The organism is Geodermatophilus sp. URMC 64, from assembly GCF_053502555.1.
The window spans coordinates 1,585,170-1,610,885 of sequence record NZ_CP199955.1 but is presented as its reverse complement, the minus strand read 5'-3'; the positions used below and the strand labels follow the sequence as shown (position 1 = coordinate 1,610,885).

Genomic DNA, 25,716 nt, shown 5'->3' with positions numbered 1-25,716 from the left:
CTCCTCACCGACCCCGCCAGACCGGTTCACGCTTCTCGGCGAACGCGGCCAGCCCCTCGTCGCGGTCCTCCGACGCCCAGACGGTGTCGATCGCCCGCGCCGTGGCTGCCCAGCCCAGCTCGTCGTCGGCGGCGACCGTCTCCTCCACCGCGACGAGGGTCGCGCGCACGGACACCGGCGCGTTGCGGCAGATCCGCCGGGCCAGCTCGACCGCGGCCGCGACGGCGCCGCCGTCCTCGGTGAGAACGTTGACGAAGCCGAGCCGCTCGGCCCGCTCGGCGGAGAGCCGGTCGCCGGTGAGCAGCAGCTCGCGGGCGACGTTGAGCGGCAGGGCGCGAGGTCCCCGGAACAGCCCGGCGCAGGTGGCGACGACGCCGCGGGCGACCTCGGGCAGCCCGAACTCGGCGCCGCGACCGGCGACGACCAGGTCGGAGGCGAGCACCATCTCCATCCCGCCGCCGAGGGCCAGGCCCTCGACCGCGGCGATCAGCGGCTTGCCGCGCCGCCGCCGGACCACGCCGTACGGACCGCCGCGCTCGGTCGGTTCCCCCGCGCCGGCGATCAGGTCGGTGCCGGCCGAGAAGACGCGGGGGCCGCCGGTGAGGACGCCGACCCACAGCTCGTCGTCGTCCTCGAGGCGGTCGAGGGCGGCGGAGAGCTCCGCGGTCATGGCCGCGTCGACGGCGTTGCGCTTGTCCACCCGGTCCATCCGGACGACCAGCACCCGCTCGTGCACCTCCGTGGTCACCCGCACCGGCTTCTCCCCTCTCCTCCGTCGACCGCGTCCTCGGCGGCCAGCTCGTCGGCCCGCTCGGGGTGCGCGAACGCCTCGGCCAGCGCCTGGCGCAGCGGCCAGGCGCCGGCCCGCCAGGCCAGCGCCCGGCCGAGCGCGTCCGGCGTCCCGTCCACGGCGTCGACGTCCGCGCCCGGCCACCAGGCGACGTGTCGTCCGGCCACGGTGAGCCGGTGGTGGACGGCGACCTCGCCGTCGAGCTCGCCGACGCCGAGCCGGACCGCGGCCAGACCGGCGCCGGGCACCTCCCGCCACGGGACGCGGCGGTCGGGCGCGCCCTCCGGGGCACCGGAGACCAGTTCGGATGCCAGCGGCAGGTCGAGCAGGTCGGCGACGGCGTCGGGGGCCCCGCCGGCGGGCACCAGCGGCGCGTCGACCAGTGGCTGCAACCACGGGGCGTCCAGGACGACGGCGTTCTCGGCCACCCGGTCCGGCGCCACGCGGACGCGGGCCGGCGGGTCGACGTCGACGCCGTCCAGCGCCGCGGCGAGGCGCGCGTACACGCCGCGCAGCAGCTCGGGGCGGACCGTGCGCGCTGGCTCGCCGAGCCGGGCGAGCAGGTCCAGCGCGCCGTCGACGTCGGCGAGGACGTCGTCCAGGGAGGCCGGCGGGCGCAGCAGGTCGAGCAGCCCGTCGTCGGCCTCGGCCTCGTCGTACAGCCCCTGTAACGAGGTGCCGCGCGGGTCACGCAGCCGGTCGGGTCGCCGTCCGGCCAGCACCGGGTGGGTGGACAGCCACCAGCGCAGGTAGCCGGGGACGGCGACGTCGCCGAGCCGCACGTCGGCCCAGGCCGCGGCGGGCAGCGCGGCCAGCAGCCGCAGCGCGCCGGGCCAGTCGGTGACCAGCTCCAGGTCGCGGACGGCGGTCACCGGCGGCCACTCCGGCGGCGGCGTGCCGGGCGGCAGCCGGTCGAGGACGGCGTCGGCCCACTCCTCCGCCCCGTCGACGTCGAGCTCGTCCGGGTCGGCAGCGCTCACCAGGGCGAAGGTGTCCAGGACGCCGACCGCCCGGAGCGCCTCGTGGTCGCCGCCGATCCGAGCGTCCAGGACACCGAGCGCGCCCTCTTCGAGGACGGCGGCCAACGGCGACCCCGGCAGCAGCAGCTCCCCGGCCGGCGCCCAGCCGCCGTCGGCGTCGGGCAGCGCGAGCTCGGCCAGCCACGGCAGCTCGCCGGGGCGCGGCCGGGCCGCGGCGACCAGCGCCAGCACCGCCTCGGCGAACGCGCCGGGGTCGTCGATCTCCCCCTCGTCGACCGCGTCGACCGACGACTCGACCGCGGCCTGCACGACGGGGTCGGCGAGCACCGCGGCGGCGGTCGCCGGACGGGCGCCGAGGCGCTCCAGGAGCCGCCGGGCGGCCGGGCCCTCGACCGCTCCGGGATCCGCCAGCCGCAGCCCGAGCGGCCCGAGGCGGTCGGCGGGCAGCCCGGCCTCGGGCAGCAGCACGCCGGCCGCGCCGTGCGCCGTCCGCCCGTCGGCCAGCGGGACGGGCAGTGCGCCCAGCTCCTCCCGGTCGGCGTCGGCGAGCGCGGCGTAGAGGGCGGCCCACCAGCTCGGCGGCCGCTGCACGCCCCGGACCGCCTCCACGACGTCGGACAGGCCGATCCGCCGCACGCCGAGCGCGGTCAGCGCCGGGGCGTCGGTGCGCCGCGACCAGGTGGCGGGCAGCAGGCCGGGGACCACGCCGGTCAGGACGGCGACCCGCTCGTCGGTCGGGTCGTCCAGAGCGACCGCACGGTCGGGTCGCTGCACGTCGTCGGCCTCCCCCGCGACCGGCAGCCAGGCCGTGGCCCGCAGCCGGTCGAGGACCGCGGTGCCCAGGGCGGCGTCCAGCTCGGCGGCGGCCAGCCCGACCCGCGGCACCAGCCGGAGCACGGCGGCGTCCTTCGGCAGGGCGGCGAGCAGGTCGGCGTAGGCGTCGGCGGCGACGTCGACGAGCGCGTCGGTGACCGGGCCGGGCAGCACGTGCCGCCGGTCGGGGCCGAGCGGGAACGGCGCGATCAGCCGCGCGGGGAGGGACAGCGGCTCGTCGCTCGGCGTCGGCGCGTGCACCACCTGCCGCCCCGGCAGCTCGCCGTCCAGCGGGACCGCCCAGGTGACCGCGTAGCCGCGCCGCTCCCGCTCCTCGATCGGCCGGTCGGCGAGCAGGGCCGCGGGCAGCTCCCCCGTCCGCTGCGCCACCTGCCAGGTCGTCGTCGTGCCGTCCGAGATCCGGGCTTTCGGTACAGAAAGCTCGCACGTCAGGGTGCGGGTCACACCGTCGGCGAGGACGTCGATGCGGGCCAGGCCGGGCAGGGCGAGCAGCAGCTCGGGCTCGAGCGCCTCGAGCGCGGCGGCGACCGTGCTGTGCGCGCCGGGCCGCAGCGGCAGCACGACCTCGGTGGCGAAGCCCTCCGGCGGCGCGCCCTCGGTCGGCCAGGGCAGGCGCAGCACCGGCACGGCGCCGTCGCGCCGGGCGAACTCGCCGGTGAGGGCGGCTATCGCGGCCACCTCGTCGCGGGTGCGCGCGGCGCTGAACGCCACCCCGCCGCTCGTCGACACGACCGCCGGCTCGTCGCTGACCGCGAGCACCGCGGCGAAGCCGACCCCGAAGCGGCCGACCGTGGCCGGGCCGTCGCGCTTGGCGGAGGCCCGCAGCGTGGCCAGGGCCTGCACTCCCGCGGCGTCGAGCGGGGCGCCGGTGTTGGCGGCCCGGAGCTCGTCGCCGGCCAGCTCCAGCCGGAGCCGGCCGGGAACGCCGGCGCGGGTCGCCGCATCGGCGGCGTTCTGCGCGAGCTCGACGAGCAGCCGGTCCCGGTAGCCGCCACGGACGAGGTCCTCCTCGGCGTTGGCGTCCTCCCGGAAGCGGGCCGGCGAGTCGGTCCACGCGGCCAGCACCCGCCGCCGGATCGCCGCGGTGTCGAAGGGGTCGGCCACGAGCGACAGCATCCCAGCGCCGCCGTCCCCGGGCTTTCGGTACCGAAAGCCCCGACCTACGCGTCGGTAACTTGCGAGGTAACCTCCGCCACATGTCGCTCGCCGAAGAGATGGACACGGTCACCGCAGGCTCCGCCGGGACGGTCGACCGGCACGACACCACGGAGACGTTCGAGTCCACCGACCCGGCCACGGGCGCGGTCGTCGGCGTCTTCCCCGTGCACGACTCCGACGCCGTCCGCGCGACCGTCGAGCGCGCCCGGCCCGCCGCGGAGGCGTGGCGCGCCCTGGCCTACGACGGCCGCAAGCAGCGGCTGGCCGCCTATCGCGGCTACCTCGCCCGGCGCATGCACGAGCTGGCCGACCTGGTGCACCGGGAGAACGGCAAGCCGCACGCCGACGCGATCCTCGAGATCACCCTGGCCATCGACCACCTGGCCTGGGCCGGCAACCACGCGCGCAAGACCCTCGGCCCGCGCTGGGTCAGCTCCGGGATGCTCGCCGCCAACCACACCGCCTACCTCGAGTACCAGCCGCTCGGCGTGATCGGCGTGATCGGCCCGTGGAACTACCCGGTGTTCACGCCGATGGGCTCGATCGCCTACGCGCTGGCCGCCGGCAACGCCGTCGTCTTCAAGCCGTCGGAGCACACGCCCGCGATCGGCGCCTGGCTGGCCGCCGCCTGGCGGGCCGCCGTCCCCGACGCCGCGGACACCTTCCAGGTGGTCACCGGGTTCGGCGAGACGGGCGCCGCGCTGTGCCGCGCGGGCGTCGACAAGCTGGCCTTCACCGGCTCGGCCCCGACCGGCCGCAAGGTCATGGCCGCGTGCGCGGAGAACCTGGTGCCGGTGCTCATGGAGCTCGGCGGCAAGGACGCCATGATCGTCGACGACGACGCCGACGTGGCCGCGGCCGCCGACGCCGCGGTGTGGGGCGCGATGAGCAACGCCGGGCAGACCTGCATCGGCATCGAGCGCGTCTACGCCACCGAGCGCGTCTACGACGCGTTCGTCGCCGAGGTCACCGAGAAGGTGAGGAACCTGCGCCCGGGGTCGGACGACGAGGCCGCCTACGGCCCGATGACGATGGCGTCGCAGACCGGCGTCGTGCAGCGTCACCTGGACGACGCCACCGCGCAGGGTGGCCGCGCGGTCGTCGGCGGCAGCGTGGACGGCGGGTTCGTCGCGCCGACCGTCCTGCTCGACGTGCCGGAGACCTCGGCCGCCGTCCGCGAGGAGACCTTCGGCCCGACGCTCACCATCGCCAGGGTGCGCGACGCCGAGGAGGCGCTCGAACGCACCAACGCCACCTCCTACGGCCTGGCCGGCGCCGTCTTCTCCCGGTCCAGGGAGCGCGCGATGGACCTCGCCCGCCGGATGCGCACCGGCATGACGTCGGTGAACTCGGTGCTCACCTTCGCCTCGATCCCGGCGCTGCCGTTCGGCGGCGTCGGCGAGAGCGGCTTCGGCCGCATCCACGGTGAGGACGGGCTCAAGGAGTTCACCCGCGCCAAGGCGATCACCCGCCAGTGGCTGGCCCTGCCGGTCAACCTGATGAGCTTCGGCCGCCCGGCACAGGCCGCCGACGCGCTCGCCCGCGTGATGGGCCTCGTGCACGGGCGGCACCGGTGACCGGCCGAAGTGGCCACTTCGGCCCTCAGCAGGAGTACGACGTCGTCGTCGTCGGCGCGGGCTCGGCCGGGAGCGCGCTGGCCGGACGGCTGTCGGAGGACCCGTCGCTGAAGGTCCTGCTCCTCGAGGCCGGCGGCTCGGACGACGTCCTCGAGGTCAAGGTCCCGGCCGCGCTGTACAAGCTGTGGCGCACCCGCCGCGACTGGAACTACACGACCGAGCCGCAGTCCGGCCTCGACGGCCGCCGGCTGTTCTGGCCGCGCGGCAAGATGCTCGGCGGCTCGTCGTCGCTCAACGCGATGATCTACATCCGCGGCGCGGCCGCCGACTACGACGAGTGGGCCAAGCTCACCGGCGACGACGCCTGGTCCTACGACCACGTGTTGCCGGTGTTCCGGCGCATGGAGGACAACGCCCGCGGCGCCGACGAGTACCACGGCGTCGGCGGCCCGCTGCGCGTGGAGGACCTGCGCTCGCCGCACCGGTGGAGCCGCGCCGTCGTCCAGTCGGCGGTGGCCGCGGGCTACCCGCGCAACGACGACTTCAACGGCGCCACCCAGGAGGGCGTCGGCTTCTACCAGGTCACCCAGCGGCGCGGACGGCGCTGGTCGGCCGCCGACGCCTACCTCAGGCCGGCGCTGGGCCGGCCCAACCTCACCGTGCTCACCGGCGCGCAGGCCACCCGGGTCCTCGTGGAGGGTGGCCGGGCCACCGGCGTCGAGTACCGCCGCGGCGGCACGCTGCACACCGCGCGGGCCGCGGCCGAGGTCGTCCTCGCCGGCGGCGCGATCAACTCCCCGCAGCTGCTGCTGCTCTCCGGCATCGGCCCGGCCGGCCACCTGCGCGAGGTCGGCGTCGACGTCGTCCACGAGCTGCCGGGCGTGGGCCTGGGCCTGCAGGACCACCCGCTCGTCCCGGTCATCTGGCACGTCCGCTCCGGCAGGTCGCTGTTCCGGGCCGAGTCGCCGTCGGGGTACGCGCAGTGGTTCGGCGCCCGGCGCGGCCCGCTGACCTCCAACCTCGCCGAGGCGGGCCTGTTCACCCGCTCCCGCGACGACCTCGCCGAGCCCGATCTGCAGTTCCACTTCCTCCCGGTGAAGTTCTGGCGGCAGGCGGAGGTCGACCCGGACGTCGACGCGTTCACCGCCGCCACCGTGCTCGTGCACGTGCACTCGCGCGGTTCGGTGCGGCTGCGCTCGGCCGATCCGACGTGGGCACCGGCGATCGACGCCGGCTACCTCACCGACGAGCGCGACCTCGACGCGCTGGTGGCCGGCGTGGCGAAGGCCCGCGAGATCGCCGGCGTCGCGCCGCTGGCCTCCGTGCTGGCCGAGGAGTGGTCGCCGGGCGGCACCGCGCACCGCCGCGAGGACCTCCGGCGCGCTGTCCGGCAGACGCTCGAGTCGCTGTACCACCCGGTCGGCTCCTGCCGGATGGGCACCGACGACCTGGCCGTCGTCGACCCGCGGCTGCAGGTGCACGGGCTCGAGGGACTGCGCGTGGTCGACGCCTCGGTCATGCCGACGCTGGTGCGCGGCAACACGAACGCGCCGACCATCATGATCGCCGAGCGGGCGGCCGACCTGATCACCGGCCGCAGCGTCGACCCCGACCTGGCCGGCGCCGCCTGAAGAAGGACCCCACTGCCCCCCACCGCTCGCAAGCTCGCGGCGGGCCCCTGCAGTGGGGCCGGTATCCGGGGCCGGCGGCGGCGCTCTGATGGGGCATGGAGACCGGGAACTTGAACCCGTGTTACGGCGACCTCCTCCAGGCCGCCTACTCGCTCGGCCGCGCCGACGGGCTGTTCGCCGCGCGCTTCGAGCCGGAGGAGTCGCCCAGGTCGGACTGCCCCGTGTGCCAGGGCCGCGACCCCGAGGAGTTCGCCCGCTGGCTCTGGGCCGACCAGCCCGGCCAACCCCCGAGCGGCCTCCTGGTCAACGCGCCGCTCTGGTACGCCCGCGGCTTCGCCGAGGGCCTCGCCGACGAGCGGCGCCGGACGGCGGAGCGCCGCCGGGACGACTTCGCCTGGATCCTGCTCCGCAGGCGCGTGATCCCCCGAGGACGCGGGTGAGCAGCCTCAGCCGTGGCTCTGCGCGGCGGCGGCCTGCACCGGGGACGGCGGCAGGCCGACCAGCCCGCCGCCCCCCGAGCCCGGACGGCGGATCGAGATCGACAGCGCCGAAGCCAGCAGGCACAGCGCCCCGGCCGCGTACCAGGCCGGCGTGTAGGAGCCGGTGAGGTCGCGGACGACGCCCCCGCCGAACGCCGCGATCGCCGAGCCCACCTGGTGCGAGGCGAACACCCAGCCGAACACCACCGGCGCGCGGACGCCGAAGTGCTCCCGGCACAGCGCCAGCGTCGGCGGCACCGTGGCCACCCAGTCCAGGCCGTAGAAGACGATGAACGCCACCATCGGCAGGCCCACGCCGGGGGCGAACAGCGACGGCAGCAGGAACAGCGACAGCCCGCGGAACAGGTAGTAGGTCAGCAGCAGCAGCCGCGGGTCGAACCGGTCGGTCAGCCAGCCGGAGAAGATCGTGCCGGCGATGTCGAAGATGCCGACCACCGCCAGCAGGCCGGCCGCGGTCGTCACCGGCATCCCGTGGTCGTGCGCCGCCGGGATGAAGTGCGGCTGCACCAGCCCGTTGGTCGAGGCGCCGCAGACCATGAAGCTGACCGCGAGGATCCAGAACACCCGGCTGCGGGCGCCCTCGAGCAGTCCACGGACCGCGGTGCGGGCGGCGCCGGTCCGCACGGGCTCGAGGTCGTCGGCCGGGGTGCCTCCGTAGGGCGCGACGCCGCGGTCACGCGGCCGGTCGCGCAGCAGCCAGGCCACCAGCGGGACGACGGCCAGGGCGGCGGCGGTGGTGCCGAGCGCCGCCGTCCGCCACCCCCAGCGGCCGTCGGCCCAGGCGACCAGCGGCAGGAAGACCAGCTGCCCGGTGGCGCCGCCGGCGGTGAGGATCCCCGAGACCAGGCCGCGCCGGGCGACGAACCACCGGCCGGTCACCGTCGCCACCAGCGACAGCGCCATCGAGCCGGTGCCCAGGCCGACGAGGAAGCCCCACAGCAGGACCAGCTGCCAGCTCGCGGTCATGAACACCGTCAGACCGCTGCCCGCGGCGGTGACCAGCAGCGCGGCCGTGACCACGCGGCGGATGCCGAAGCGCTCCATCAGCGCGGCCGCGAACGGCGCGGTCAGCCCGTACAGGGCCATGTTGACCGCGACGGCGGCGGAGATGGTCGACACCGACCAGCCGAACTCCGCGTGCAGCGGGTCGATGAGCACGCCCGGGACCGCCCGGAACGCGGCCGCCCCGACCAGCGCCAGGAAGGTCACCGCGGCCACCCACCAGGCGGGGTGGATGCGGCGGGTGCGGGTCGGCGCCGTGCTCGTCACGACGAGACAGCATGCCGGACGGATGCGCGACGAGGACAGTGGCCCGATGGCCAACATGTGCAAGGATCCGGCCATGACGCCGCACGAGGTCGTGGTGCTCGCGCTGCCGAACCCGATGGCCTTCGAGCTCGGGTTGGCCAGCAAGTTCCTCGGCAGCGCCGTCGACGCCGACGGGCGCCCGCTCTACCGGGTGCGGGTGGCCACGCTGGACGGCGGCCCGGTGCGCACCTCCGGCGGCTACTCGGTCCTGCCGGAGCACGACGCGTCGGTGCTGGCGGGCGCCGACACCGTCGTCGTCCCCGGGATCCACCTGCCGAGCGCACTGCCCCGCGGCCGGCTGCGGGACGACGCCGCCGACGCGCTGCGCTCGGTCGCCGGGCGGGCGCGCCTGGTCTCCATCTGCACCGGCTCGTTCGCCCTGGCCGGGGCCGGGCTGCTCGACGGGCGGCCGGCGACCACCCACTGGCTCTACGCCGAGCGGTTCGCGGCGTTGTTCCCCCGGGTCCGGCTCGACCCCGACGTCCTCTTCGTCGACGACGGCGACGTGCTCACCTCGGCCGGCAACGCCGCCGGCATCGACCTGCTGCTGCACGTCGTCCGCCGCGACCACGGCAGCGAGGTGGCCAACCGGGTGGCCCGGCGCAGCGTCGTCGCGCCGTGGCGCGAGGGCGGCCAGTCCCAGTTCGTCGAGCGCCCGGTGCCCGACGGCGACGGCTCAGGGACGGCGGCCACGCGAGCCTGGGCCGCCGCCCGGCTCGGCGAGCCGCTCACCCTGGCCGACCTCGCGGCGCACGCGCGGATGAGCGTGCGCACGTTCACCCGGCGCTTCCGCGAGGAGACCGGGCTCTCGCCCCAGCGCTGGCTGGCCGGGCAGCGGCTCGCCCTGGCCCGCGAGCTGCTGGAGTCCACCGACCGGTCGGTGCACCGGATCGCCGCCGACGCCGGTTTCGGCACGGCCGCCTCCCTGCGCCAGCAGCTGCGCGCGGCCCTGGGGGTCTCGCCGCTGGCCTACCGGCGTACCTACCAAGGGGGAAATGTGACCCGACACTCCCCGGTCTCGCGACCCGCGTGAGCTCCGCGTCTGGTTGAGTGGGGGTACCGGCGCCGCCCTCGCTCATCCAGAGCAGGACTCGACGTCGGGCCCAGGCTGCGCCACCGAGGCGCGCCAGGCCGATCGACGTCCATGGCGACGCGCGCTGCTGCGCGCCGGTGCGCCGTGCGCGACGGCCACCTGAGACGCCGAGGAAGTTCCTTGACCCACCCTGCTCCGCAGTCCGACCGTCCGCGCCGCCGACGGGGCGGCCGCGGTCGCGGCACCCGCCCCGCCGAGACCCAGCCGCGCACCGAGTCGGTGCCTGCCCCGGTCGTCGTCCCCGCCGGGGACGTCGCCACCGTGCTGCCCACCGCCACCACCTTCGCGGCCCTCGGCGTTCCCGCACCGCTCGTCGAGGTGCTCGCCGCCAGCGGCATCACCGCGCCGTTCCCGATCCAGGTCGCGACGCTGCCCGACACCCTCGCCGGGCGGGACGTGCTCGGCCGCGGCCGCACCGGCTCCGGCAAGACACTGGCCTTCGGCCTGCCGCTGGTCGCCCGGCTCGCCGCCTCTGACACGAAGCGCACCCCGAAGCGGCCCCGCGCCCTGGTGCTGGTGCCGACGCGTGAGCTGGCCAACCAGGTGCTCGCCACCGTCGACCCGCTGGCCCGCGCGCTGGGTATGAAGGCCACCACCGTCTTCGGCGGCGTCGGCCAGAACCCGCAGGTGCAGGCGCTGGCCGGCGGCATCGACGTCCTCATCGCCTGCCCCGGCCGGCTCGAGGACCTCATCGGCCAGGGCCACGCCGACCTCTCCGCGGTCGAGATCACCGTGCTCGACGAGGCCGACCACATGGCCGACCTCGGCTTCCTGCCCGGCGTCAAGCGGCTGCTCGACCGGACGCCGAAGGTCGGCCAGCGGCTGCTGTTCTCGGCGACGCTGGACAACGGCGTCGACGTCCTGGTCAAGCGCTACCTGACCGCCCCCACCACGCACTCGGTCGACCCGGCCGTCGCGCCGGTCGCGACGATGACCCACCACGTCTTCCAGGTGTCGGCCGCCGACAAGGCCGACGTGGTGCGGCAACTGGCCTCCGGCATGGGCCGCAGCGTCCTGTTCACCCGCACCAAACACCAGGCGAAGAAGCTGGCCAAGCAGCTCACCGCCGCCGGGGTGCCCGCCGTCGACCTGCACGGCAACCTGAGCCAGAACGCGCGCGAGCGCAACCTCGAGGCGTTCAGCACCGGGGACACCCGCGTGCTGTGCGCGACGGACATCGCCGCGCGCGGCATCCACGTGGACGACGTCGCGCTCGTGGTGCACGTCGACCCGCCGGCCGAGCACAAGGCCTACCTGCACCGGTCCGGCCGCACCGCGCGCGCCGGCGCCGGCGGCACCGTGGTCACCGTCAGCACCCCCGACCAGGCCGGCGAGGTGCGCATGCTCGCCCGCCAGGCCGGGATCACGCCCACGGTCACCGCCGTGCGCCCCGGCGCCGCGGAGATCACTGCGCTCACCGGCCCGGCCGCGCCCCACGTCGAGCCCGCGCCGGCCCCGGCGCCGCAGTCCCAGGGCCAGTCCCAGGGGCAGGGCGGCGGACGGCGCCGCCGCGGCGGCTCGGGCGCGACCGCGAAGAGCACCACGAAGAGCACCGCGAAGAGCACCACCGCCCGGCCCACCGGCCCGGCCCGGACGCGGGCGGAGCTCGCGGCCCGTGCGGGGACGACGACGGCGGCGTCCTTCAGCGCCCGCTCCCGCCGCGGCCGCTGACGCCGTGGCCCGCCACGACGGTTGACGCACCGTCGTGGCGGGCACTGGGGCGCCATGGGACTGCCCATCACACTCTCGGAGATCCCGGCCCGCGTCTCGGCCGGCGCCTTCATCCTCAACAGCGGGCTCGGCAAGCGGAACGCGGACCCGGGCACGGCCGCCGGTGTGCACGGCTTCGCCGCCGGGACCTACCCGTTCCTGAAGTCGGTGCCGCCCGAGCAGTTCGTCAAGTACCTCTCGACCGCCGAGATCGCGCTCGGCGCGGCGCTGCTCACGCCGTTCGTGCCCACGGTGGTCGCCGGCGCGGCGCTCACCGCGTTCTCGGGCGGGCTGCTGGGGCTGTACCTGAACACCCCGGGCATGCGGAAAGAAGGCAGCCTGGCGCCCACCCAGGAGGGCCTCGCGCTGGCCAAGGACGCCTGGCTGGCCGGCATCGGCCTGTCCATCATGCTGCGCGGGCTCAGCGGGCCGAGCGTCTCGGTGCGCAAGGCGGAGAAGCGGGCGCGCAGGGCCGCCAAGGCCGGCCGGCGCGAGGCCCGCAAGGCCGCCAGGTCCTGAGCGCGGGCCTCAGTCGCCGGGCAGCAGCACCGTGCTGACGATCCGGCGGCGCCGCCCCTCCCCCGGACCGGCGGTCATCCGCGCGCGCAGCAGCGTCCGGAACTCGTCGAGGAAGGCCGCGAACTCCTCGTCCGTCTGCCACAGCGCCACGTGCCGGTAGCCGACACCGTCGCGCGCCGGGTCCGGCTCGCCGCCGGAACGGTCGAGGTAGCGGTCGAAGTCGGCGAGCAGGCCGGCCACGAACGTCGCGAACGCCCGGCGGTGCTCCTCGGGTGAGAGCGCCGCGGCCTCGTCCGGGCCCACCGACGCGGCCGACGGAACCAGCCGGTAGCTGCGCTCCGCCGCGCCGCGGACCTTGCGCTCCCCCACGACGGCGAGGACGCCGGCCTCGGCGAGCACGCCCACGTGCCGGTAGAGCGTCGCGGCGGGGACGTCGGGCAGCTCGGCGCGCAGGTCGGCGGTGGTGAGCACACGGTCGCCGAGAAAGGCCTGCACGACGCGCAGCCGGACGGGGTGCAGCAGCAGGCCGGCGGACGCCATCCCACCTCACCGTTCTCAGAGTTGACATCGATCCCACTTTTGAGAATAGTGTCGGCATGGCCACGCTGCAACGGACCGACTCCGCCCTCCGCCTCACCTTCACCCGCGGGGAGAAGATCGCCGGCCTGGTCCGCGACGTCGAGATCCCGCGCAGCGCCGTCGCGGCGGTCTCCGTCGAGACCGAGCCGCTCACGGCGGTCCGCGGGCTGCGCGCGCCGGGGCTCGGCCTGCCGGGCGTCCGCAGGATCGGCACCTGGCGCGGCCACGGCACCCGCACCCTGGTCTCCGTCCGCCGCGGCCAGCCGGCCGTGCGGGTGGAGCTGACCGGCCAGCGCTACCCCGCCCTGATCGTCGGGGACGACGACGCCGCGCGCCTGGCCGCCGAGCTGACCGGGGAGCGCTGACGTGCGGGAGCTGCCCGTGCGGATCGACGGCGACGTCCCACTGGCCGGCACGCTGACCGTGCCGGACGCGTCGGCCCCGGTGCCGGTCGTGGTCATCGCGTCCGGCTCCGGCCCGCTCGACCGGGACTCCAACCACCGCCGCGCCCGCTTCGACGTCGCCCGGCAGCTCGCGCACGCCCTCGCCGACGGCGCCCTCGCCTCGCTCCGCTACGACAAGCGCGGCGTCGGCGAGAGCCCGGGCGACTGGCGGCGCGCGGGCCTGCACGACAACGTCGACGACCTCGGCGCGGCCCTGGGCACGCTCGCCGCCCGGCCGGGGGTCGACCCGGCGCGGCTGCTGGTCGCCGGGCACAGCGAGGGCGCCGTCCTGGCGGCGGCGCTCGCCGCCCGCGGTGCCCCGGTCACCGGCGCCGTCCTGCTGTCGATGTCCGCGACGCCCGGTGACGAGCTGCTGCGCTGGCAGGCGCGGCGGATCGCGCCCACGCTCCCGGCACCGGTCCGCGGGCTGCTCCGGCTCGTGCGCGTCGACCTCGAGCGCAAGGTCGCGGCCAACCACGCGAAGATCCGCGCCACGACCACCGACGTGGCACGCATGGGCGGTGCCCGGGTGAACGCGAAGTGGCTGCGCGAGTTCCTCGACCACGATCCGCGCGAGGACCTGCGCCGCCTCGCCGTCCCCGTCCTGGCGGTCACCGGCGGCAAGGACCTGCAGGTCGACCCGGCGGACCTCGCGACGATGGCCGCGCTGGTGCCGGGCGAGGTCACGACCCGCACGATCCCGGATCTCACCCACACGCTGCGCCGCCAGACCGGGGCGCCGTCCCTGCGCGCCTACCGCCGGGAGCTGCGCGAGCCGGTGGACGCCGAGCTGCTGCGGCTCGTTGTCTCGTGGTGCCGGGAACACTCCGGACTCACCGCGGACACGCCGTCCGACCTCAGCTCATAGCGTCTGCACAGGCCGGAGGGCCTTCCCGCAGGTCCTCCAAGCTTGCAGTATCCCGAGAGCGGGTCCGGACGCCGCTGGGGCGCCGGCCGCGGCCGCGAGGAGGCAGCATGTCCCCTGCCCAGGTCCGCCGACGCAGCGCCACCCTCATCCTGGGCCTGGCTCTCGGATTGCTCACCGCCTGCGGAGGCAGTGACGACGACGCCGGCAGCGCCGACACGACGACGGCAGCCGGCACCACGAGCAGCTCGGCCGCGGAGAGCTCCGCCGGCGGATCGAGCACCAGCGCGGCAGCCTCCGAGATCACCGCGACCGAGGCCGACTTCTCCATCGCCCTCGACAGCGGCACGGACCTGACCGCCGGCGACTACACGATCAACGTCACCAACACCGGCCAGGCCACGCACAACCTGGTCGTCGAGCAGGACGGCAGCGAGGTCGCCAAGAGCGACACGCTGCAGCCCGGCTCGGCGGGCACCGTCGAGGTCACGCTCGAGCCCGGCACGTACGTCTTCTACTGCGGCATCGGCAACCACCGGGCGATGGGCATGGAGGTCGAGGTGACGGTGAGCTGATGACCGCGCCCCGCGGTCGCACGTCGGGAACCCTCCTCGGGATCCTGCGGATCGTCGGCGCCCTGCTGCTGCTCGCACTGGCGGGCATCCACTTCTACCTGTGGCAGCAGGGGTACGACACCATCCCCACGATCGGTCCCGCGTTCCTGCTCGACACCATCTGCGGGGTCGGCGGAGCGGTGCTCGTGCTCGTCTCGCCGCTGCGCTGGCTGCCGATCGCCGCGGCGCTCGGAGCCCTGCTGTGCATCGGCACCCTCGGCGGGCTGATCGTCTCCACGACCGTCGGGCTGTTCGGCTTCAAGGAGGTCACGTCGGCGGACCTCTGGTGGGGGTCGGCGGTGGTGGAGGCCGCCGGGTTCGTCGTCCTGGCCGCCCTCGTCGTCGTCGCCGCCCGCCGGCGGCGCGAGGTCCGGGCCTGACGTGACCGGAGGCCGGGGAGCGAGGTTTCCTCGCTCCCCGGCCTCCGCACTCTTTCAATTGCCGCTGGCGAAGGCGGCGTCGAACGCCGCGGCCGGCGGGTCGAAGGCCAGCCGGCGCACGAACGCCAGGGCCTCGGGCGCGCCCACCAGCCGGTCCATGCCGGCGTCCTCCCACTCCACGGAGATCGGGCCGTCGTAGCCGATGGTGTTGAGCATCCGGAAGCAGGCCTCCCACGGGACGTCGCCGTGCCCGGTGGAGACGAAGTCCCAGCCGCGCCGCGGGTCGGCCCACGGCAGGTGCGAGCCCATCCGGCCGTTGCGGCCGTTGCCCACCTGCTTCTTCGCGTCCTTGCAGTCGACGTGGTAGATCCGGTCCTTGAAGTCCCAGATGAACGAGACCGGGTCGAGGTCCTGCCAGACGAAGTGCGACGGATCCCAGTTGAGCCCGAAGGCCTCCCGGTGGCCGATCGCCTCCAGGGTGCGCACCGTCGTCCAGTAGTCGTAGGCGATCTCGGACGGGTGCACCTCGTGCGCGAAGCGGACGCCGACCTCGTCGAAGACGTCGAGGATCGGGTTCCACCGCGCGGCGAAGTCGGCGTAGCCGTCCTCGATCATGGACTCCGGCACCGGCGGGAACATCGCCACGGTCTTCCAGATCTTCGACCCGGTGAACCCGACGACGGTCTTCACGCCCAGCTTGGCCGCGGCGCGGGCGGTCAGCTTCATCTCCTCGGCGGCGCGCTGCCGCACGCCCTCGGGCTCGCCGTCGCCCCAGACGCGGGCGTTGACCATGCCGCGGTGCCGCTCGTCGATCGGGTCGTCGCAGACGGCCTGGCCGTTGAGGTGGTTGGAGATGGCGAAGACCTGCAGGCCGTACTTGTCCAGCAGCGCGAGGCGCTCCTGCACGTAGGAGTCGTCGTTCGCGGCGCGCTCGACGTCGAGGTGGTCGCCCCAGCAGGCGATCTCCAGGCCGTCGTAGCCCCACTCGGAGGCCAGCCGCGCCACCTCCTCGAACGGCAGGTCGGCCCACTGGCCGGTGAACAGGGTGACGGGACGGGGCATCTCGGTACTCCTTCAGATCGCGGTGAAGGTCGAGTGGTCGGCGGCGCTGCGCTCGACCGCGGCGAGCACCCGCTGCACCTGCAGCCCGTCGGCGAACGACGGCGTCGGGTCCTCGCCCTTGGCGATGGCGGTCAGCAGGTCGACGACCTGGTGGGTGAAGCCGTGCTCGTAGCCGAGGCCGTGGCCGGCCGGCCACCACGCGGCCACGTAGGGGTGGTCGGGCTCGGTGACGACGATGCGCCGGAACCCTGCGGTGGCCGCGGGGTCGGTCGCGTCGAGGAAGTGCAGGACGTTCATGTCCTCGAAGTCGAACGCAAGGCTGCCGGCCGAGCCGTTGATCTCGATGCGGATGGCGTTCTTGCGGCCGGTGGCGAACCGGGTCGCCTCGAAGACGCCGAACGCGCCGCCGTCGAAGCGGGCGAGGAACGCAGCGGCGTCGTCCACGGTGACCTGGCCGACGCCCTCGCCACCGACGCCGGAGAGCGCGCCGCCGGCGGCGGCCAGCGGCCGCTCCTTGACGAAGGTCTCGAGCATCCCGCTGACACCGGTGATCGCCTGGCCGGTGATGTACTGCGTGAGGTCGATGATGTGCGCGCCGATGTCGCCGAGCGCGCCCGAGCCGGCCTTGTCCTTCTCCAGCCGCCACGACATCGGCGCGGCGGGGTCGGCGATCCAGTCCTGCAGGTACTGCGCCCGCACGTGCCGGATCTCGCCGAGGCGGCCCTCGGCGATCAGCTGCCGGGCCAGGCCGATCGCCGGCACGCGGCGGTAGGTGAAGCCGACCATCGAGCGGACACCGCGCGCAGCCGCGCGGGCGGCGGCCTCGGCCATCGCCTCGGCCTCGGCCACGGTGTTGGCCAGCGGCTTCTCGCAGAGCACGTGCTTGCCGGCCTCGAGCGCGGCGATGGCGATCTCGGCGTGGGTGTCGCCGGGGGTGCAGACGTCGACGAGGTCGACGTCGTCGCGCTCGAGCAGCCGGCGCCAGTCGGTCTCGGTCTGCTGCCAGCCCAGGCGGCCGGCGGCTTCCTCGAGCCGGACCCGGTCACGGCCGACGAGGACCCGCAGCTCCGGGTGCAGCGGGAGGTCGAAGAAGTGGGGCGCGGTGCGCCAGGCCTGCGAGTGCGCGGCGCCCATGAAGGCGTAGCCGATCAGGCCCACGCCGAGGGTGGGGGGCATGCGTTCTCCCGGGATGTGCGGAGTCGCTGGGGAGCGGCCTGCGCTCCCCAGCGACTCCACGGGCGGATCAGGACTCGAAGGCGCGGTCGATGTACTGGTCGACGTTGTCCGCGGTGACGACGGGCGCGTTCAGCACGATCGTGCGCGGCACCTCCTGCGAGATGAGGTCGGACAGCGACTTGTCCTGGACGACCAGGCGGGCCAGGCGGATGCCGTCGGCGGCCTGGGTGTGCGGGTAGATGACGGTGGCCTTCAGCACGGAGTCACCGGACTGGATCTCCCGCATCGCGTTGGCCGAGCCGGCCCCGCCGACCATGAGGAACTCGTCGCGGCCGGCGGCCTCGATGGCGGCCAGGACGCCGACGCCCTGGTCGTCGTCGTGGTTCCAGAGGGCGTCGATCTGCGGCGCGGCCTGCAGCAGGTTCGCCGCGGCCTCCTCGCCGCCCTCGACGGTGAAGTCGGCCGCGACCCGGTTGCTCACCTTGAGACCGCAGTCGGCCAGCGCGTCGGCGAAGCCCTGGCTGCGGTCCTGGGTCAGCGGCAGCGAGTCGATGCCGGCGATCTCGGCGACGATGGCGTCGGGGTTGTCGCCGACCTGCTCGCAGATGTACGTGCCGGCCGAGACCCCCATGCCGTAGTTGTCGCCGAGGATCGTGGCCCGGGCGGCGAACGGGCTGTTGAACTCGCGGTCGACGTTGATGACCGGGATGCCGGCCTGCATCGCCTGCAGCGCGACCGGGGTCAGCGCATCGCCGTCGAAGGGCAGCAGCACGATCGCGTCCACGCCGTCGTTGATGAACGTCTCGACCTGGCTGATCTGCGTGCTGACGTCGTTGGTGCCCTCGGCGACCTGCAGGTCGACGTCGCCGTACTGCTCGGCGGCGGCCCGGGCGGCCTCGGTGATGCCGGCCATCCAGCCGTGGTCGGCCGCGGGGGCGGAGAAGCCGATGGTGACGGTCTCGCCCTCCTCGTCGTTCGAGCTGGCGGCGTTGGCACTGCCGCCGTTGCCGGACTCCTCCGGGGTGTTGCTCGTGCAGCCGGCCACGAGGGCACCGGCTGCGATCAGGCCCACGGCCGTGGGCATCAGGCGCCGGAACCGGCGCTGGCGCGCTGCAGACATCGATCTCTCCTGTGATGAGCGGCTCGAGGAGCCGGGAGTGCGCCGGCGGACCGGGTGGTCCTCCGGGTGGTGCCGACCGGGGCGCGAGGGCCGCGCCGGGTCAGGTCGTGGGGGCGGGTCCGCTCGGGGGGGCCGCCGAACTGCCGGAGACGACGCCGCCGGGTCCGCCGGGGGCGCGGGCGCTCCGGGCCCGGCCCTCGCGGCTGGCCAGCCGCTGCTGCAGCAGGACGGCGAGCACGATGATCACGCCGCGGGCGACGGCCTGCGCCGAGCTGGACAGGTTGTTGAGCGTGAAGACGTTGCCCAGCGTGGTGAAGATCAGGACACCGAGGACGGTGCCGACGATCGTGCCCCGGCCGCCGATGAGCAGCGTCCCGCCGATGACGACGGCGGCGATCGCGTCGAGCTCGTAGAGCGTCCCGTGGGTGGAGCTGCCGGTCGTCGTCCGGGCCATCAGCATGACCGCCGCGATGCCGCAGGTGACGCCGGACAGCACGTACAGCCACACGGTGTGCCGCTGCACCCGGATGCCGGCCAGGCGGGCGGCCTCGGCGTTGCCGCCGACGGCGAAGGTGCGCCGGCCGAACGTCGTCCGGTTGAGCACGACCCAGCCGATCGCCGCCACGAGCGCGAAGATGATCACCAGCGTCGGGATGCCGAGGACGCTGCCCGAGAAGAAGTCGAGGAAGTCCTGGTCGCGGACGATCTGCGTCCGCCGGTTGGACAGGATCTCGGCCAGGCCGCGGGCGGCGGCGAGCATGGCGAGCGTCGCGATGAAGGCGGCGAGCTTGCCGTAGGCGATGACCACGCCGTTGATCAACCCGCAGCCGGCACCCACCGCGAGGGCGGTGAACACCATGACGATCCAGTGGACGTCCTCGGCCATCTGCTGGGTGGCCAGGGTGGTGGCCCACACCGACGCCAGCGCCACGATGGCGCCCACCGACAGGTCGATGCCGCCGCCGATGATCACGAACGTCATGCCGATGCTGACCACGCCGATCACCGCGGCCAGCCGCAGGATGGTGAGGACGTTGTCGACGTCGGCGAAGCGGTCCCCCGCGGTGATCACGCCGACGATGCACAGGATCACGAGCGCGACCACGAGACCGAGCAACCGGCCGAACGGGCCGGCCATCAGCCCCGGGCCCCGGCCGGCGGCCGTCGCGGTGGACGACCTCTCGGTGTCGGTGTTGGTCGTCGTGCTCATGCTGCGTCCCCTCCGTGCCGCGTACCTGCGGGGACGGCGACCGTCCCCTCCATGACCATGTCGAGCACCGCGTGCTCGTCGAGATCGCCGGCCGGGCGCTCCGCCACGACCGCGCCGTCCGAGACGACGAGAACCCGGTCGGCCAGACCGAGCACCTCGGGGATCTCGCTGGAGACCACGACCACCGCCACCCCGCGGTCGGCGAGGTCGCGGATGAGGGCGTAGATCTCCGACCGGGCGCCCACGTCGACGCCCCGGGTGGGCTCGTCGAGCAGCAGGACCTTGCAGTCGCGCACCAGCCACCGGGCCAGGACGACCTTCTGCTGGTTGCCGCCCGACAGCGTGCGCACCTCGCGCTCGACGTCGGCCGGCCGCACCTCCAGCGCGGTCACCTGCTCGCGCGCCGCCGTCCGCTCGGCGCCGCGGGCCAGGAAGCCGGCCCGGGCGAAGCGCGCCATGCTGGAGATGCTGATGTTGCGGTAGACGGCCTCGCCGAGCAGCAGCGCCTGGCTCTTGCGCTCCTCCGGCGCCAGTCCGACGCCGGCGGCGACCGCCGAGCCGACGTCACCCGGCCGCACCCGCTTGCCGGCGACGCGGACCGAGCCGCTGCTCGCCCGGCGGGCGCCGTAGATGGTCTCGAGGATCTCGGAACGGCCCGAGCCGACCAGGCCGGCCAGGCCGACGATCTCGCCGGGGCGCACGGTGAACGAGACGTCGGCGAAGTGCCCGGCCAGCGACAGGCCCTCGACCTCCAGCAGCGGCGCCTGGTCGGCGGCGACCCCGGTGCGCCGCTCGGGGAAGACGTACTCGATGTCGCGGCCGGTCATCAGCGTGATGACCTGTCGGGTCGGCGTCTCCCGCACCGGCAGGCCGGTGGCGACCGTGCGGCCGTCCTTGAGAACGGTGATCCGGTCGCCGATCTCGCGGATCTCCTCCAGCCGGTGGGAGATGTAGACGACGGCGACGCCGTGCGCGGTCACGTCGCGGATGACGCGGAACAGCCGCTGGACCTCCTCGTTGTCCAGCACGGCCGACGGCTCGTCCATGACGATCAGCCGGGCGTCCTGCGACAGGGCCCGCGCCATGCTGACCACCTGCTGGGCGGCCGCGGGCAGCGAGCCCACCTCCGCGGTAGGCCGGATCTCGGCGTGGCCGAGCCGGCTGAGCAGCTCGGCGGCCGCCCGGTTGGCCTGCGCCGGCCGGGAGATGCCGAAGCGCGCGTGCTCGCGGCCCAGGAAGATGTTGTCGGCGACGGTCAGGCCGGCGACGAGGTCGAGCTCCTGGTAGATCGTGGCGATCCCGAGGCTCATCGCCGCCTGCGGATCGCCGAGCCGCACCGGCTCGCCGGCCCAGGTGATCCGGCCCTCGTCCGGCTGGTGGGCACCGGCCAGCACCTTGATCAGCGTCGACTTGCCGGCACCGTTCTGGCCGAGCAGGCAGTGCACCTCACCGGGCCGGACGTCGAGGTCCACCCCGTCGAGGGCGCGAACCCCCGGGAACGTCTTCACGATGCCGTGCATCTCCAGCAACGGCGTCGTCCCGAAGGACGGATCGGCCACGCCACCTCACCCCCGGACTTTTGCTCAGCGTTGACCATTAGTCGGTTGAACCGAGACCGTAAGCGTGCTCACAGCATTGGTCAAGCTGCCCACGGGGGAGTTACCGAACCGCAATGAGTGTGACCCCCGTCACTCGGGGCCGAGACGGGGGGCCTAGCGGGCGAGCGCCTGCTGCAGCGACTCCTCGCCGAGGAAGCCCTCGATCGCCATCAGGGCGGCGCCCACGCGGCCGGAGAGGTCCGGGGCATCGCTGACGGTGATCTCCAGCGACCGCGCGGCCAGCGGCAGGGCACGGCGGTAGACCGCCTCGCGGATGCCGGCCAGCAGCGGGAGGCCGGCCTGCGCGACCCCACCGGTCATGACGATGCGGTGCGGGTTGAAGAAGTTGACCAGCGAGGCGAGGACCGTGCCGATCGTCCGGCCGGCGTTCCGGACGAGCTCCAGTGCCGGACCGTCCCCCTGGGCGGCCAGCTCGACGACCTCCCGGGTCGTGGTGACCGGCAGACCCGCCGCCACGGCGTCGCGCAGCAGCGCACCGCCACCCGCCAGCGCCTCGAGGCAGTTCTCGTTGCCGCAGCGGCAGACGACGACCCGGCCGTCCGGCTGCGCGACGTAGATGTGCCCGATGTCGCCGGCACTGCCCTGCGCCCCGCGGTACACGCGCCCCTCGACGATGACCCCGCAGCCGATGCCGGTGCCGACCTTCACCACGAGCACGTCCTGCAGCGAGCCGGCGACACCCATCTCACCGAGCGCCATCACGTTCACGTCGTTGTCGACGTAGACGGGGCACTCGTACCGGCCGAACGCACTCGGGATCGGGTGGTCGTGCCAGCCCGGCATGATCGGCGGGTGGGACGGCCGACCGGTCGAGAACTCCACCGGTCCGGGCACCCCCACCCCGACCGCGCACACCTCGGCGGGCGTGAGCCCCGCCTCGTCGAGCACCTTCTGGGCCAGGCGATCGACCTCGGCCAGCACCGGACCGGGCCCCTCCGCGATGTCGATCGGATGGCCGACGGTGGCCAGGATCTGCGCGGACAGGTCGGTGACGGCGACGTCGACGCTGGTCACGCCGAGGTCCACGGCCAGGACGCAGCCGGCCCGGCTGTTGAACCGCAAGAGGGTGGGCGGCCTCCCGCCGGTGCTCCAGCCCCGGCCGCCCTCCTCCAGCAGGTTGGCCGTGATGAGCTGGTCGACCCGCGCGCTGACCGTGTTCCGCGAGGCGCCGGTCAGCGCCACGAGGTCGGCCCGGCTGCGCGCACGTCCGGTGCGCACGTGGCGCAGCAACGCGCCGACCGAAGCGGAGGAGGAGCCCACGGCGCCATATTGACACGCGCGGGCCCGCATCCCGGTCGCTCAGCGGTGCGGATCGACCCCGCTGGGTGGCATTCCGAGCAGCGGCCGGAGCACCGCGGCGACCGCGACGGGGTGGGTCTGCACGGCCATGTGGGCCGCACCGGGCACCTCGACCAGCCGGCCGCAGGGCGCGGCGCCGGCCACGCGCCGCGCCCAGTCCGCCGGGCAGAGCCCGTCCCGGGCGCCGCGCAGGACGGTGACCGGCACGCCGACCGACCGCAGCCGCCCGTCGATCCGGTCCGGTGAGGCCGAGCGCCACAGCGCCGCCATCGCCCGCGGCCCGGTGCGCAGCCACTGGGCCAGCACCAGTGGGAACTGCCAGGGCGGCTCCCGCAGCACGTTGCGCAGCCACCACCGCGCCAGCACCCAGCCGGTTCGCAGCCGGGGATCGGTCGTCGGCCCGAGCAGGACGACGGCGGCGACCCGGTCGTCGTCGGCGGCGGCGACGACGACCTGGCAGCTCTGCGAGTGACCGACCAGCACGACCGGCCCCTCCCCCAGGCGTGCGCGCAACTGCCCGGCCAGCTCGTCCACCGACGGCACCGGTCCGGAGCGCCCCATCCCCGGCAGCAGGACGACGTCGGCCGGCACCCGGCGGCGCAGCCGGGCCGACGACCGCGCGTCCAGGCCGAGCCCGGGGACGAGCACGATGCGGGGCATGCGGGGCCCTTACCCGCTGTTTCCCCCGGTGGAGGTCACGATTGGCTCTCCGACCGGATGGGCAGGGAGGATGTGTCCCGGATCGCTCCCGACCCTGCGCGGTGCGGGAACCCCCGGAGTGGGAGACTGGATTCATCATGACGACATCACCAGCGCAGGCAGGCAGCGAGTCCGCGACCGGTCGGCCGCGGGTGGTGATCGTCGGCACCGGGTTCGGCGGGCTGTTCGCCGCCCAGGCGCTCAAGCGCGCACCGGTCGACGTCACGATCATCGGCAAGACCAGCCACCACCTGTTCCAGCCGCTGCTCTACCAGGTGGCCACCGGGATCCTCTCGGAGGGCGAGATCGCCCCCGCGACCCGCGAGATCCTGCGCCGGCAGCGGAACGCCCGCGTCGTCCTCGGCGAGGTCACGGACATCGACCTGACCAACCGCACGGTGACCTCCACCGTGCTGGGCCGCACCACGGTGCACCCGTACGACGAGCTGATCGTGGCCGCCGGCGCCGGGCAGTCCTACTTCGGCAACGACCAGTTCGCCGAGTTCGCGCCGGGCATGAAGAGCATCGACGACGCCCTCGAGCTGCGCGGCCGCATCTTCGGCGCGTTCGAGCTGGCGGAGCTGGCCACCGACCAGGCCGAGATCGACCGGCTGATGACCTTCGTCGTCGTCGGCGCCGGGCCCACCGGCGTGGAGATGGCCGGCCAGATCGCCGAGCTCGCGCACCGCACGCTGCGCAAGGACTTCCGCAACATCGACCCGACGACCGCGCGGATCATCCTGCTCGACGCCGCACCGATGGTGCTGCCGTCGTTCGGCGAGCGGCTCGGCGGCCGGGCCCGGCGGCAGCTCAACGACATCGGCGTCGAGGTCCAGCTCGGCGCGATGGTGACCAACGTCGACCAGAACGGCATCGACATCAAGGAGGCCGACGGCACCGTCCGCCGGATCAACGCGGCCACCAAGATCTGGGCCGCGGGCGTGCAGGCCTCCTCGCTGGGCAAGCAGCTGGCCGAGCAGTCCGGCGCCGAGGTCGACCGTGCCGGCCGCGTCTCGGTGCTGCCCGACCTGACGCTGCCCGGCCACCCCGAGGTGCACGTCGTCGGCGACATGATGAGCCTGGACAAGCTCCCCGGCGTCGCCCAGGTCGCGATCCAGGGCGGCAAGTACGCCGCGGACGCGATCAAGCGACGGCTGGCCGGCAAGCCCCCGGCCAAGCCCTTCCACTACTTCGACAAGGGGTCGATGGCGACGATCTCGCGGTTCTCCGCGGTCGCCGACATCGGCAACCTCAAGTTCCAGGGCTTCATCGCCTGGGTGCTGTGGCTGGTCGTCCACCTCTTCTACATCGTGGGCTTCAAGAGCCGGATCACGACCGTGCTGCACTGGGCGGTCAGCTTCCTCGGCCGTGGCCGCTCGCAGCGGGTCGCCACCCAGCAGCAGGTCTACGGCCGCCTGGCGCTCGAGCAGCTCGGCGAGGAGTTCAAGGCCTCCAAGACCGGAGGCATGACCGACGAGACGCCGGCCCACGAGGACCTCACCGGCCGCAGATCCGCCTGAGCCGCGTGACGCGTCGCCCGTACGCCGATTCCCGCCGGAATTCACCGGCTCGGCTACGGGCGCAGCAGCAGTTTGCCGGTGCTCCGCCGGGCCTCGAGGTCCTCGTGCGCGCGCCGCGCGTCGGCGAGCGGGTAACGGCCGCCGATGCGCACGTCGAGCCGCCCGGCGGCGATCAGGTCCAGGACGGCGCCCGCCCGCTCCCGCAGCATCTGCGGCGTGCGGGTGTAGGTGCCCAGCGTCGGCCGCTGGACGTACAGCGAGCCGTGCGCCGCCAGCTGCTGCACCGGCAGCGGGTCGGGCTGCCCGCTCGCCGCGCCGTACACGATCATCCGGCCGGTGGGCCGCAGCGCGGTCAGCCCCGCGGCGAACGTCGTCCGGCCGACTCCGTCGTAGACGACCGCGGCCCCCTCCCCGCCGGAGAGCTCGCGCACCCGCTCGGCGAAGCCCTCGTAGCCGACGACGACGTCGTCGGCGCCGGCGGCCCGCGCGAGCTCGGCCTTCTCCTCGCTGGAGGTGGTCGCCAGCACGTGCCCGCCGCGCGCACGGACCAGCTGCGTGAGCAGCAGACCGACGCCGCCCGCCGCGCTGTGCACGACCGCCCACTCCCCCTCGGCGATCGGGTAGGAGTCGGCGGCAAGGTACTGGGCGGTGCAGCCCTGCAGCAGGACGGCGGCCGCGACGTCCAGGTCCACCCCGTCGGGCACCGGCACGAGCCGGTCGCGCGGCGCGGCCAGCCGCGCGGCGTAGCTGCCGTCGACGTCGAGCCACGCGACCCGCTCCCCGGTACCGCGGACGGTCCCCGCGCCCTCCACGCCGACCACCGCGGGCAGGGCGCCCCCGCCGTAGGGCGGACGGCCCTCGCGCTCGTAGACGTCGCGGAAGTTGACCCCCACGGCCGCGACGTCGACCAGCACCCGGCCGTCGCCGGGCTCGGGGTCGGGGACGTCCCGGACCTCCAGCACCTCGGGGCCGCCGGTGCGCTCGTAGACCACCGCCTGCACGTTCGCCTCCCTCGCTCGGGCGTCGTGCC

At 74.8% G+C, this 25,716-nt stretch carries 23 protein-coding genes; 11 read left to right on the top strand and 12 right to left on the bottom strand.

Annotation, left to right across the window (positions count from 1 at the left end; translation table 11 throughout):
• Positions 1-4 precede the first annotated feature (4 nt).
• Positions 5-754: an enoyl-CoA hydratase-related protein gene (locus ACWIYF_RS07990; protein WP_448627584.1), complete on the bottom strand. Its 750-nt coding sequence runs from the start codon at positions 752-754 to the stop codon at positions 5-7.
• Complete coding sequence (locus ACWIYF_RS07985) at positions 745-3,708, bottom strand: sacsin N-terminal ATP-binding-like domain-containing protein (protein ID WP_448627583.1); 2,964 nt, start codon at positions 3,706-3,708, stop codon at positions 745-747. The genes ACWIYF_RS07990 and ACWIYF_RS07985 overlap by 10 nt, the downstream gene beginning before the upstream one ends.
• Before the next feature lie 92 nt (positions 3,709-3,800).
• Here ACWIYF_RS07985 and ACWIYF_RS07980 point away from each other — a divergent pair, with 92 nt between their 5' ends.
• The 3 genes from ACWIYF_RS07980 (at position 3,801) to ACWIYF_RS07970 (ending at position 7,410) form a co-directional block, all read left to right on the top strand.
• The gene (locus ACWIYF_RS07980; RefSeq protein WP_448627582.1) at positions 3,801-5,339 is read left to right on the top strand and encodes an aldehyde dehydrogenase family protein; all 1,539 of its coding nucleotides are present in this window, start codon (positions 3,801-3,803) and stop codon (positions 5,337-5,339) included.
• On the top strand, positions 5,336-6,970 hold the full coding sequence (locus tag ACWIYF_RS07975) for a GMC family oxidoreductase (RefSeq protein ID WP_448627581.1): 1,635 nt from the start codon (positions 5,336-5,338) through the stop codon (positions 6,968-6,970). Before ACWIYF_RS07980 ends, ACWIYF_RS07975 begins: the two co-directional genes overlap by 4 nt.
• A 95-nt stretch (positions 6,971-7,065) precedes the next feature.
• Positions 7,066-7,410, top strand: a complete 345-nt coding sequence (locus ACWIYF_RS07970; protein WP_448627580.1) for a hypothetical protein — start codon at positions 7,066-7,068, stop codon at positions 7,408-7,410.
• Between the two features lie 6 nt (positions 7,411-7,416).
• On the opposite strand, the gene ACWIYF_RS07965 is transcribed toward ACWIYF_RS07970, so the two are convergent.
• Positions 7,417-8,739: an MFS transporter gene (locus tag ACWIYF_RS07965; protein WP_448627579.1), complete on the bottom strand. Its 1,323-nt coding sequence runs from the start codon at positions 8,737-8,739 to the stop codon at positions 7,417-7,419.
• A gap of 73 nt (positions 8,740-8,812) precedes the next feature.
• Here ACWIYF_RS07965 and ACWIYF_RS07960 point away from each other — a divergent pair, with 73 nt between their 5' ends.
• From ACWIYF_RS07960 to ACWIYF_RS07950, 3 genes are all read left to right on the top strand, one after another.
• Positions 8,813-9,811, top strand: coding sequence for a GlxA family transcriptional regulator (locus tag ACWIYF_RS07960; RefSeq protein WP_448627578.1), 999 nt, complete (start codon positions 8,813-8,815; stop codon positions 9,809-9,811).
• Positions 9,812-9,991: 180 nt separating this feature from the next.
• Complete coding sequence (locus ACWIYF_RS07955) at positions 9,992-11,542, top strand: DEAD/DEAH box helicase (RefSeq protein ID WP_448627577.1); 1,551 nt, start codon at positions 9,992-9,994, stop codon at positions 11,540-11,542.
• Positions 11,543-11,596: 54 nt separating this feature from the next.
• Positions 11,597-12,100, top strand: a complete 504-nt coding sequence (locus ACWIYF_RS07950; RefSeq protein ID WP_448627576.1) for a hypothetical protein — start codon at positions 11,597-11,599, stop codon at positions 12,098-12,100.
• A 9-nt stretch (positions 12,101-12,109) separates the two neighbouring features.
• Here ACWIYF_RS07950 and ACWIYF_RS07945 read toward each other — a convergent pair whose 3' ends face one another.
• A complete protein-coding gene (locus ACWIYF_RS07945) occupies positions 12,110-12,640 on the bottom strand; it encodes a helix-turn-helix domain-containing protein (RefSeq protein WP_448627575.1) in 531 nt (176 codons plus the stop codon).
• Between the two features lie 56 nt (positions 12,641-12,696).
• Between ACWIYF_RS07945 and ACWIYF_RS07940 the strand changes: the two genes are divergently transcribed.
• The 4 genes from ACWIYF_RS07940 to ACWIYF_RS07925 all read left to right on the top strand — a co-directional run bounded on the left by ACWIYF_RS07940 (position 12,697) and on the right by ACWIYF_RS07925 (position 14,981).
• Positions 12,697-13,044: a hypothetical protein gene (locus ACWIYF_RS07940; RefSeq protein ID WP_448627574.1), complete on the top strand. Its 348-nt coding sequence runs from the start codon at positions 12,697-12,699 to the stop codon at positions 13,042-13,044.
• 1 nt (position 13,045) lies between these two features.
• On the top strand, positions 13,046-13,990 hold the full coding sequence (locus ACWIYF_RS07935; protein ID WP_448627573.1) for an alpha/beta hydrolase family protein: 945 nt from the start codon (positions 13,046-13,048) through the stop codon (positions 13,988-13,990).
• Positions 13,991-14,097: 107 nt separating this feature from the next.
• Positions 14,098-14,562 (top strand): cupredoxin domain-containing protein, encoded by a 465-nt coding sequence (locus tag ACWIYF_RS07930; protein ID WP_448627572.1) that lies wholly within the window; start codon positions 14,098-14,100, stop codon positions 14,560-14,562.
• Entirely contained in the window at positions 14,562-14,981 is a 420-nt protein-coding gene (locus ACWIYF_RS07925) for a hypothetical protein (RefSeq protein ID WP_448627571.1), read from the top strand. The genes ACWIYF_RS07930 and ACWIYF_RS07925 overlap by 1 nt, the downstream gene beginning before the upstream one ends.
• A gap of 54 nt (positions 14,982-15,035) precedes the next feature.
• Here ACWIYF_RS07925 and ACWIYF_RS07920 read toward each other — a convergent pair whose 3' ends face one another.
• The 7 genes from ACWIYF_RS07920 to ACWIYF_RS07890 all read right to left on the bottom strand — a co-directional run bounded on the left by ACWIYF_RS07920 (position 15,036) and on the right by ACWIYF_RS07890 (position 23,127).
• Positions 15,036-16,043 (bottom strand): sugar phosphate isomerase/epimerase family protein, encoded by a 1,008-nt coding sequence (locus ACWIYF_RS07920; protein WP_448627570.1) that lies wholly within the window; start codon positions 16,041-16,043, stop codon positions 15,036-15,038.
• Positions 16,044-16,055: 12 nt separating this feature from the next.
• Positions 16,056-17,219, bottom strand: coding sequence for a Gfo/Idh/MocA family protein (locus tag ACWIYF_RS07915; RefSeq protein ID WP_448627569.1), 1,164 nt, complete (start codon positions 17,217-17,219; stop codon positions 16,056-16,058).
• Between the two features lie 67 nt (positions 17,220-17,286).
• Positions 17,287-18,339 (bottom strand): substrate-binding domain-containing protein, encoded by a 1,053-nt coding sequence (locus ACWIYF_RS07910; RefSeq protein ID WP_448627568.1) that lies wholly within the window; start codon positions 18,337-18,339, stop codon positions 17,287-17,289.
• Between the two features lie 100 nt (positions 18,340-18,439).
• Entirely contained in the window at positions 18,440-19,549 is a 1,110-nt protein-coding gene (locus ACWIYF_RS07905; RefSeq protein WP_448627567.1) for an ABC transporter permease, read from the bottom strand.
• The gene (locus tag ACWIYF_RS07900) at positions 19,546-21,108 is read right to left on the bottom strand and encodes a sugar ABC transporter ATP-binding protein (RefSeq protein ID WP_448627566.1); all 1,563 of its coding nucleotides are present in this window, start codon (positions 21,106-21,108) and stop codon (positions 19,546-19,548) included. Before ACWIYF_RS07900 ends, ACWIYF_RS07905 begins: the two co-directional genes overlap by 4 nt.
• A gap of 153 nt (positions 21,109-21,261) precedes the next feature.
• Positions 21,262-22,428 carry an ROK family protein gene (locus ACWIYF_RS07895; protein ID WP_448627565.1) on the bottom strand — a complete coding sequence of 389 codons (1,167 nt, stop codon included), beginning with the start codon at positions 22,426-22,428 and terminating at the stop codon, positions 21,262-21,264.
• Positions 22,429-22,467: 39 nt separating this feature from the next.
• Complete coding sequence (locus ACWIYF_RS07890; RefSeq protein ID WP_448627564.1) at positions 22,468-23,127, bottom strand: alpha/beta fold hydrolase; 660 nt, start codon at positions 23,125-23,127, stop codon at positions 22,468-22,470.
• A gap of 137 nt (positions 23,128-23,264) precedes the next feature.
• On the opposite strand from ACWIYF_RS07890, the gene ACWIYF_RS07885 reads away from it, so the two are divergent.
• A complete protein-coding gene (locus ACWIYF_RS07885; protein ID WP_448627563.1) occupies positions 23,265-24,686 on the top strand; it encodes an NAD(P)/FAD-dependent oxidoreductase in 1,422 nt (473 codons plus the stop codon).
• A 53-nt stretch (positions 24,687-24,739) separates the two neighbouring features.
• On the opposite strand, the gene ACWIYF_RS07880 is transcribed toward ACWIYF_RS07885, so the two are convergent.
• The gene (locus tag ACWIYF_RS07880) at positions 24,740-25,687 is read right to left on the bottom strand and encodes a quinone oxidoreductase family protein (RefSeq protein WP_448627562.1); all 948 of its coding nucleotides are present in this window, start codon (positions 25,685-25,687) and stop codon (positions 24,740-24,742) included.
• Positions 25,688-25,716 lie beyond the last annotated feature (29 nt).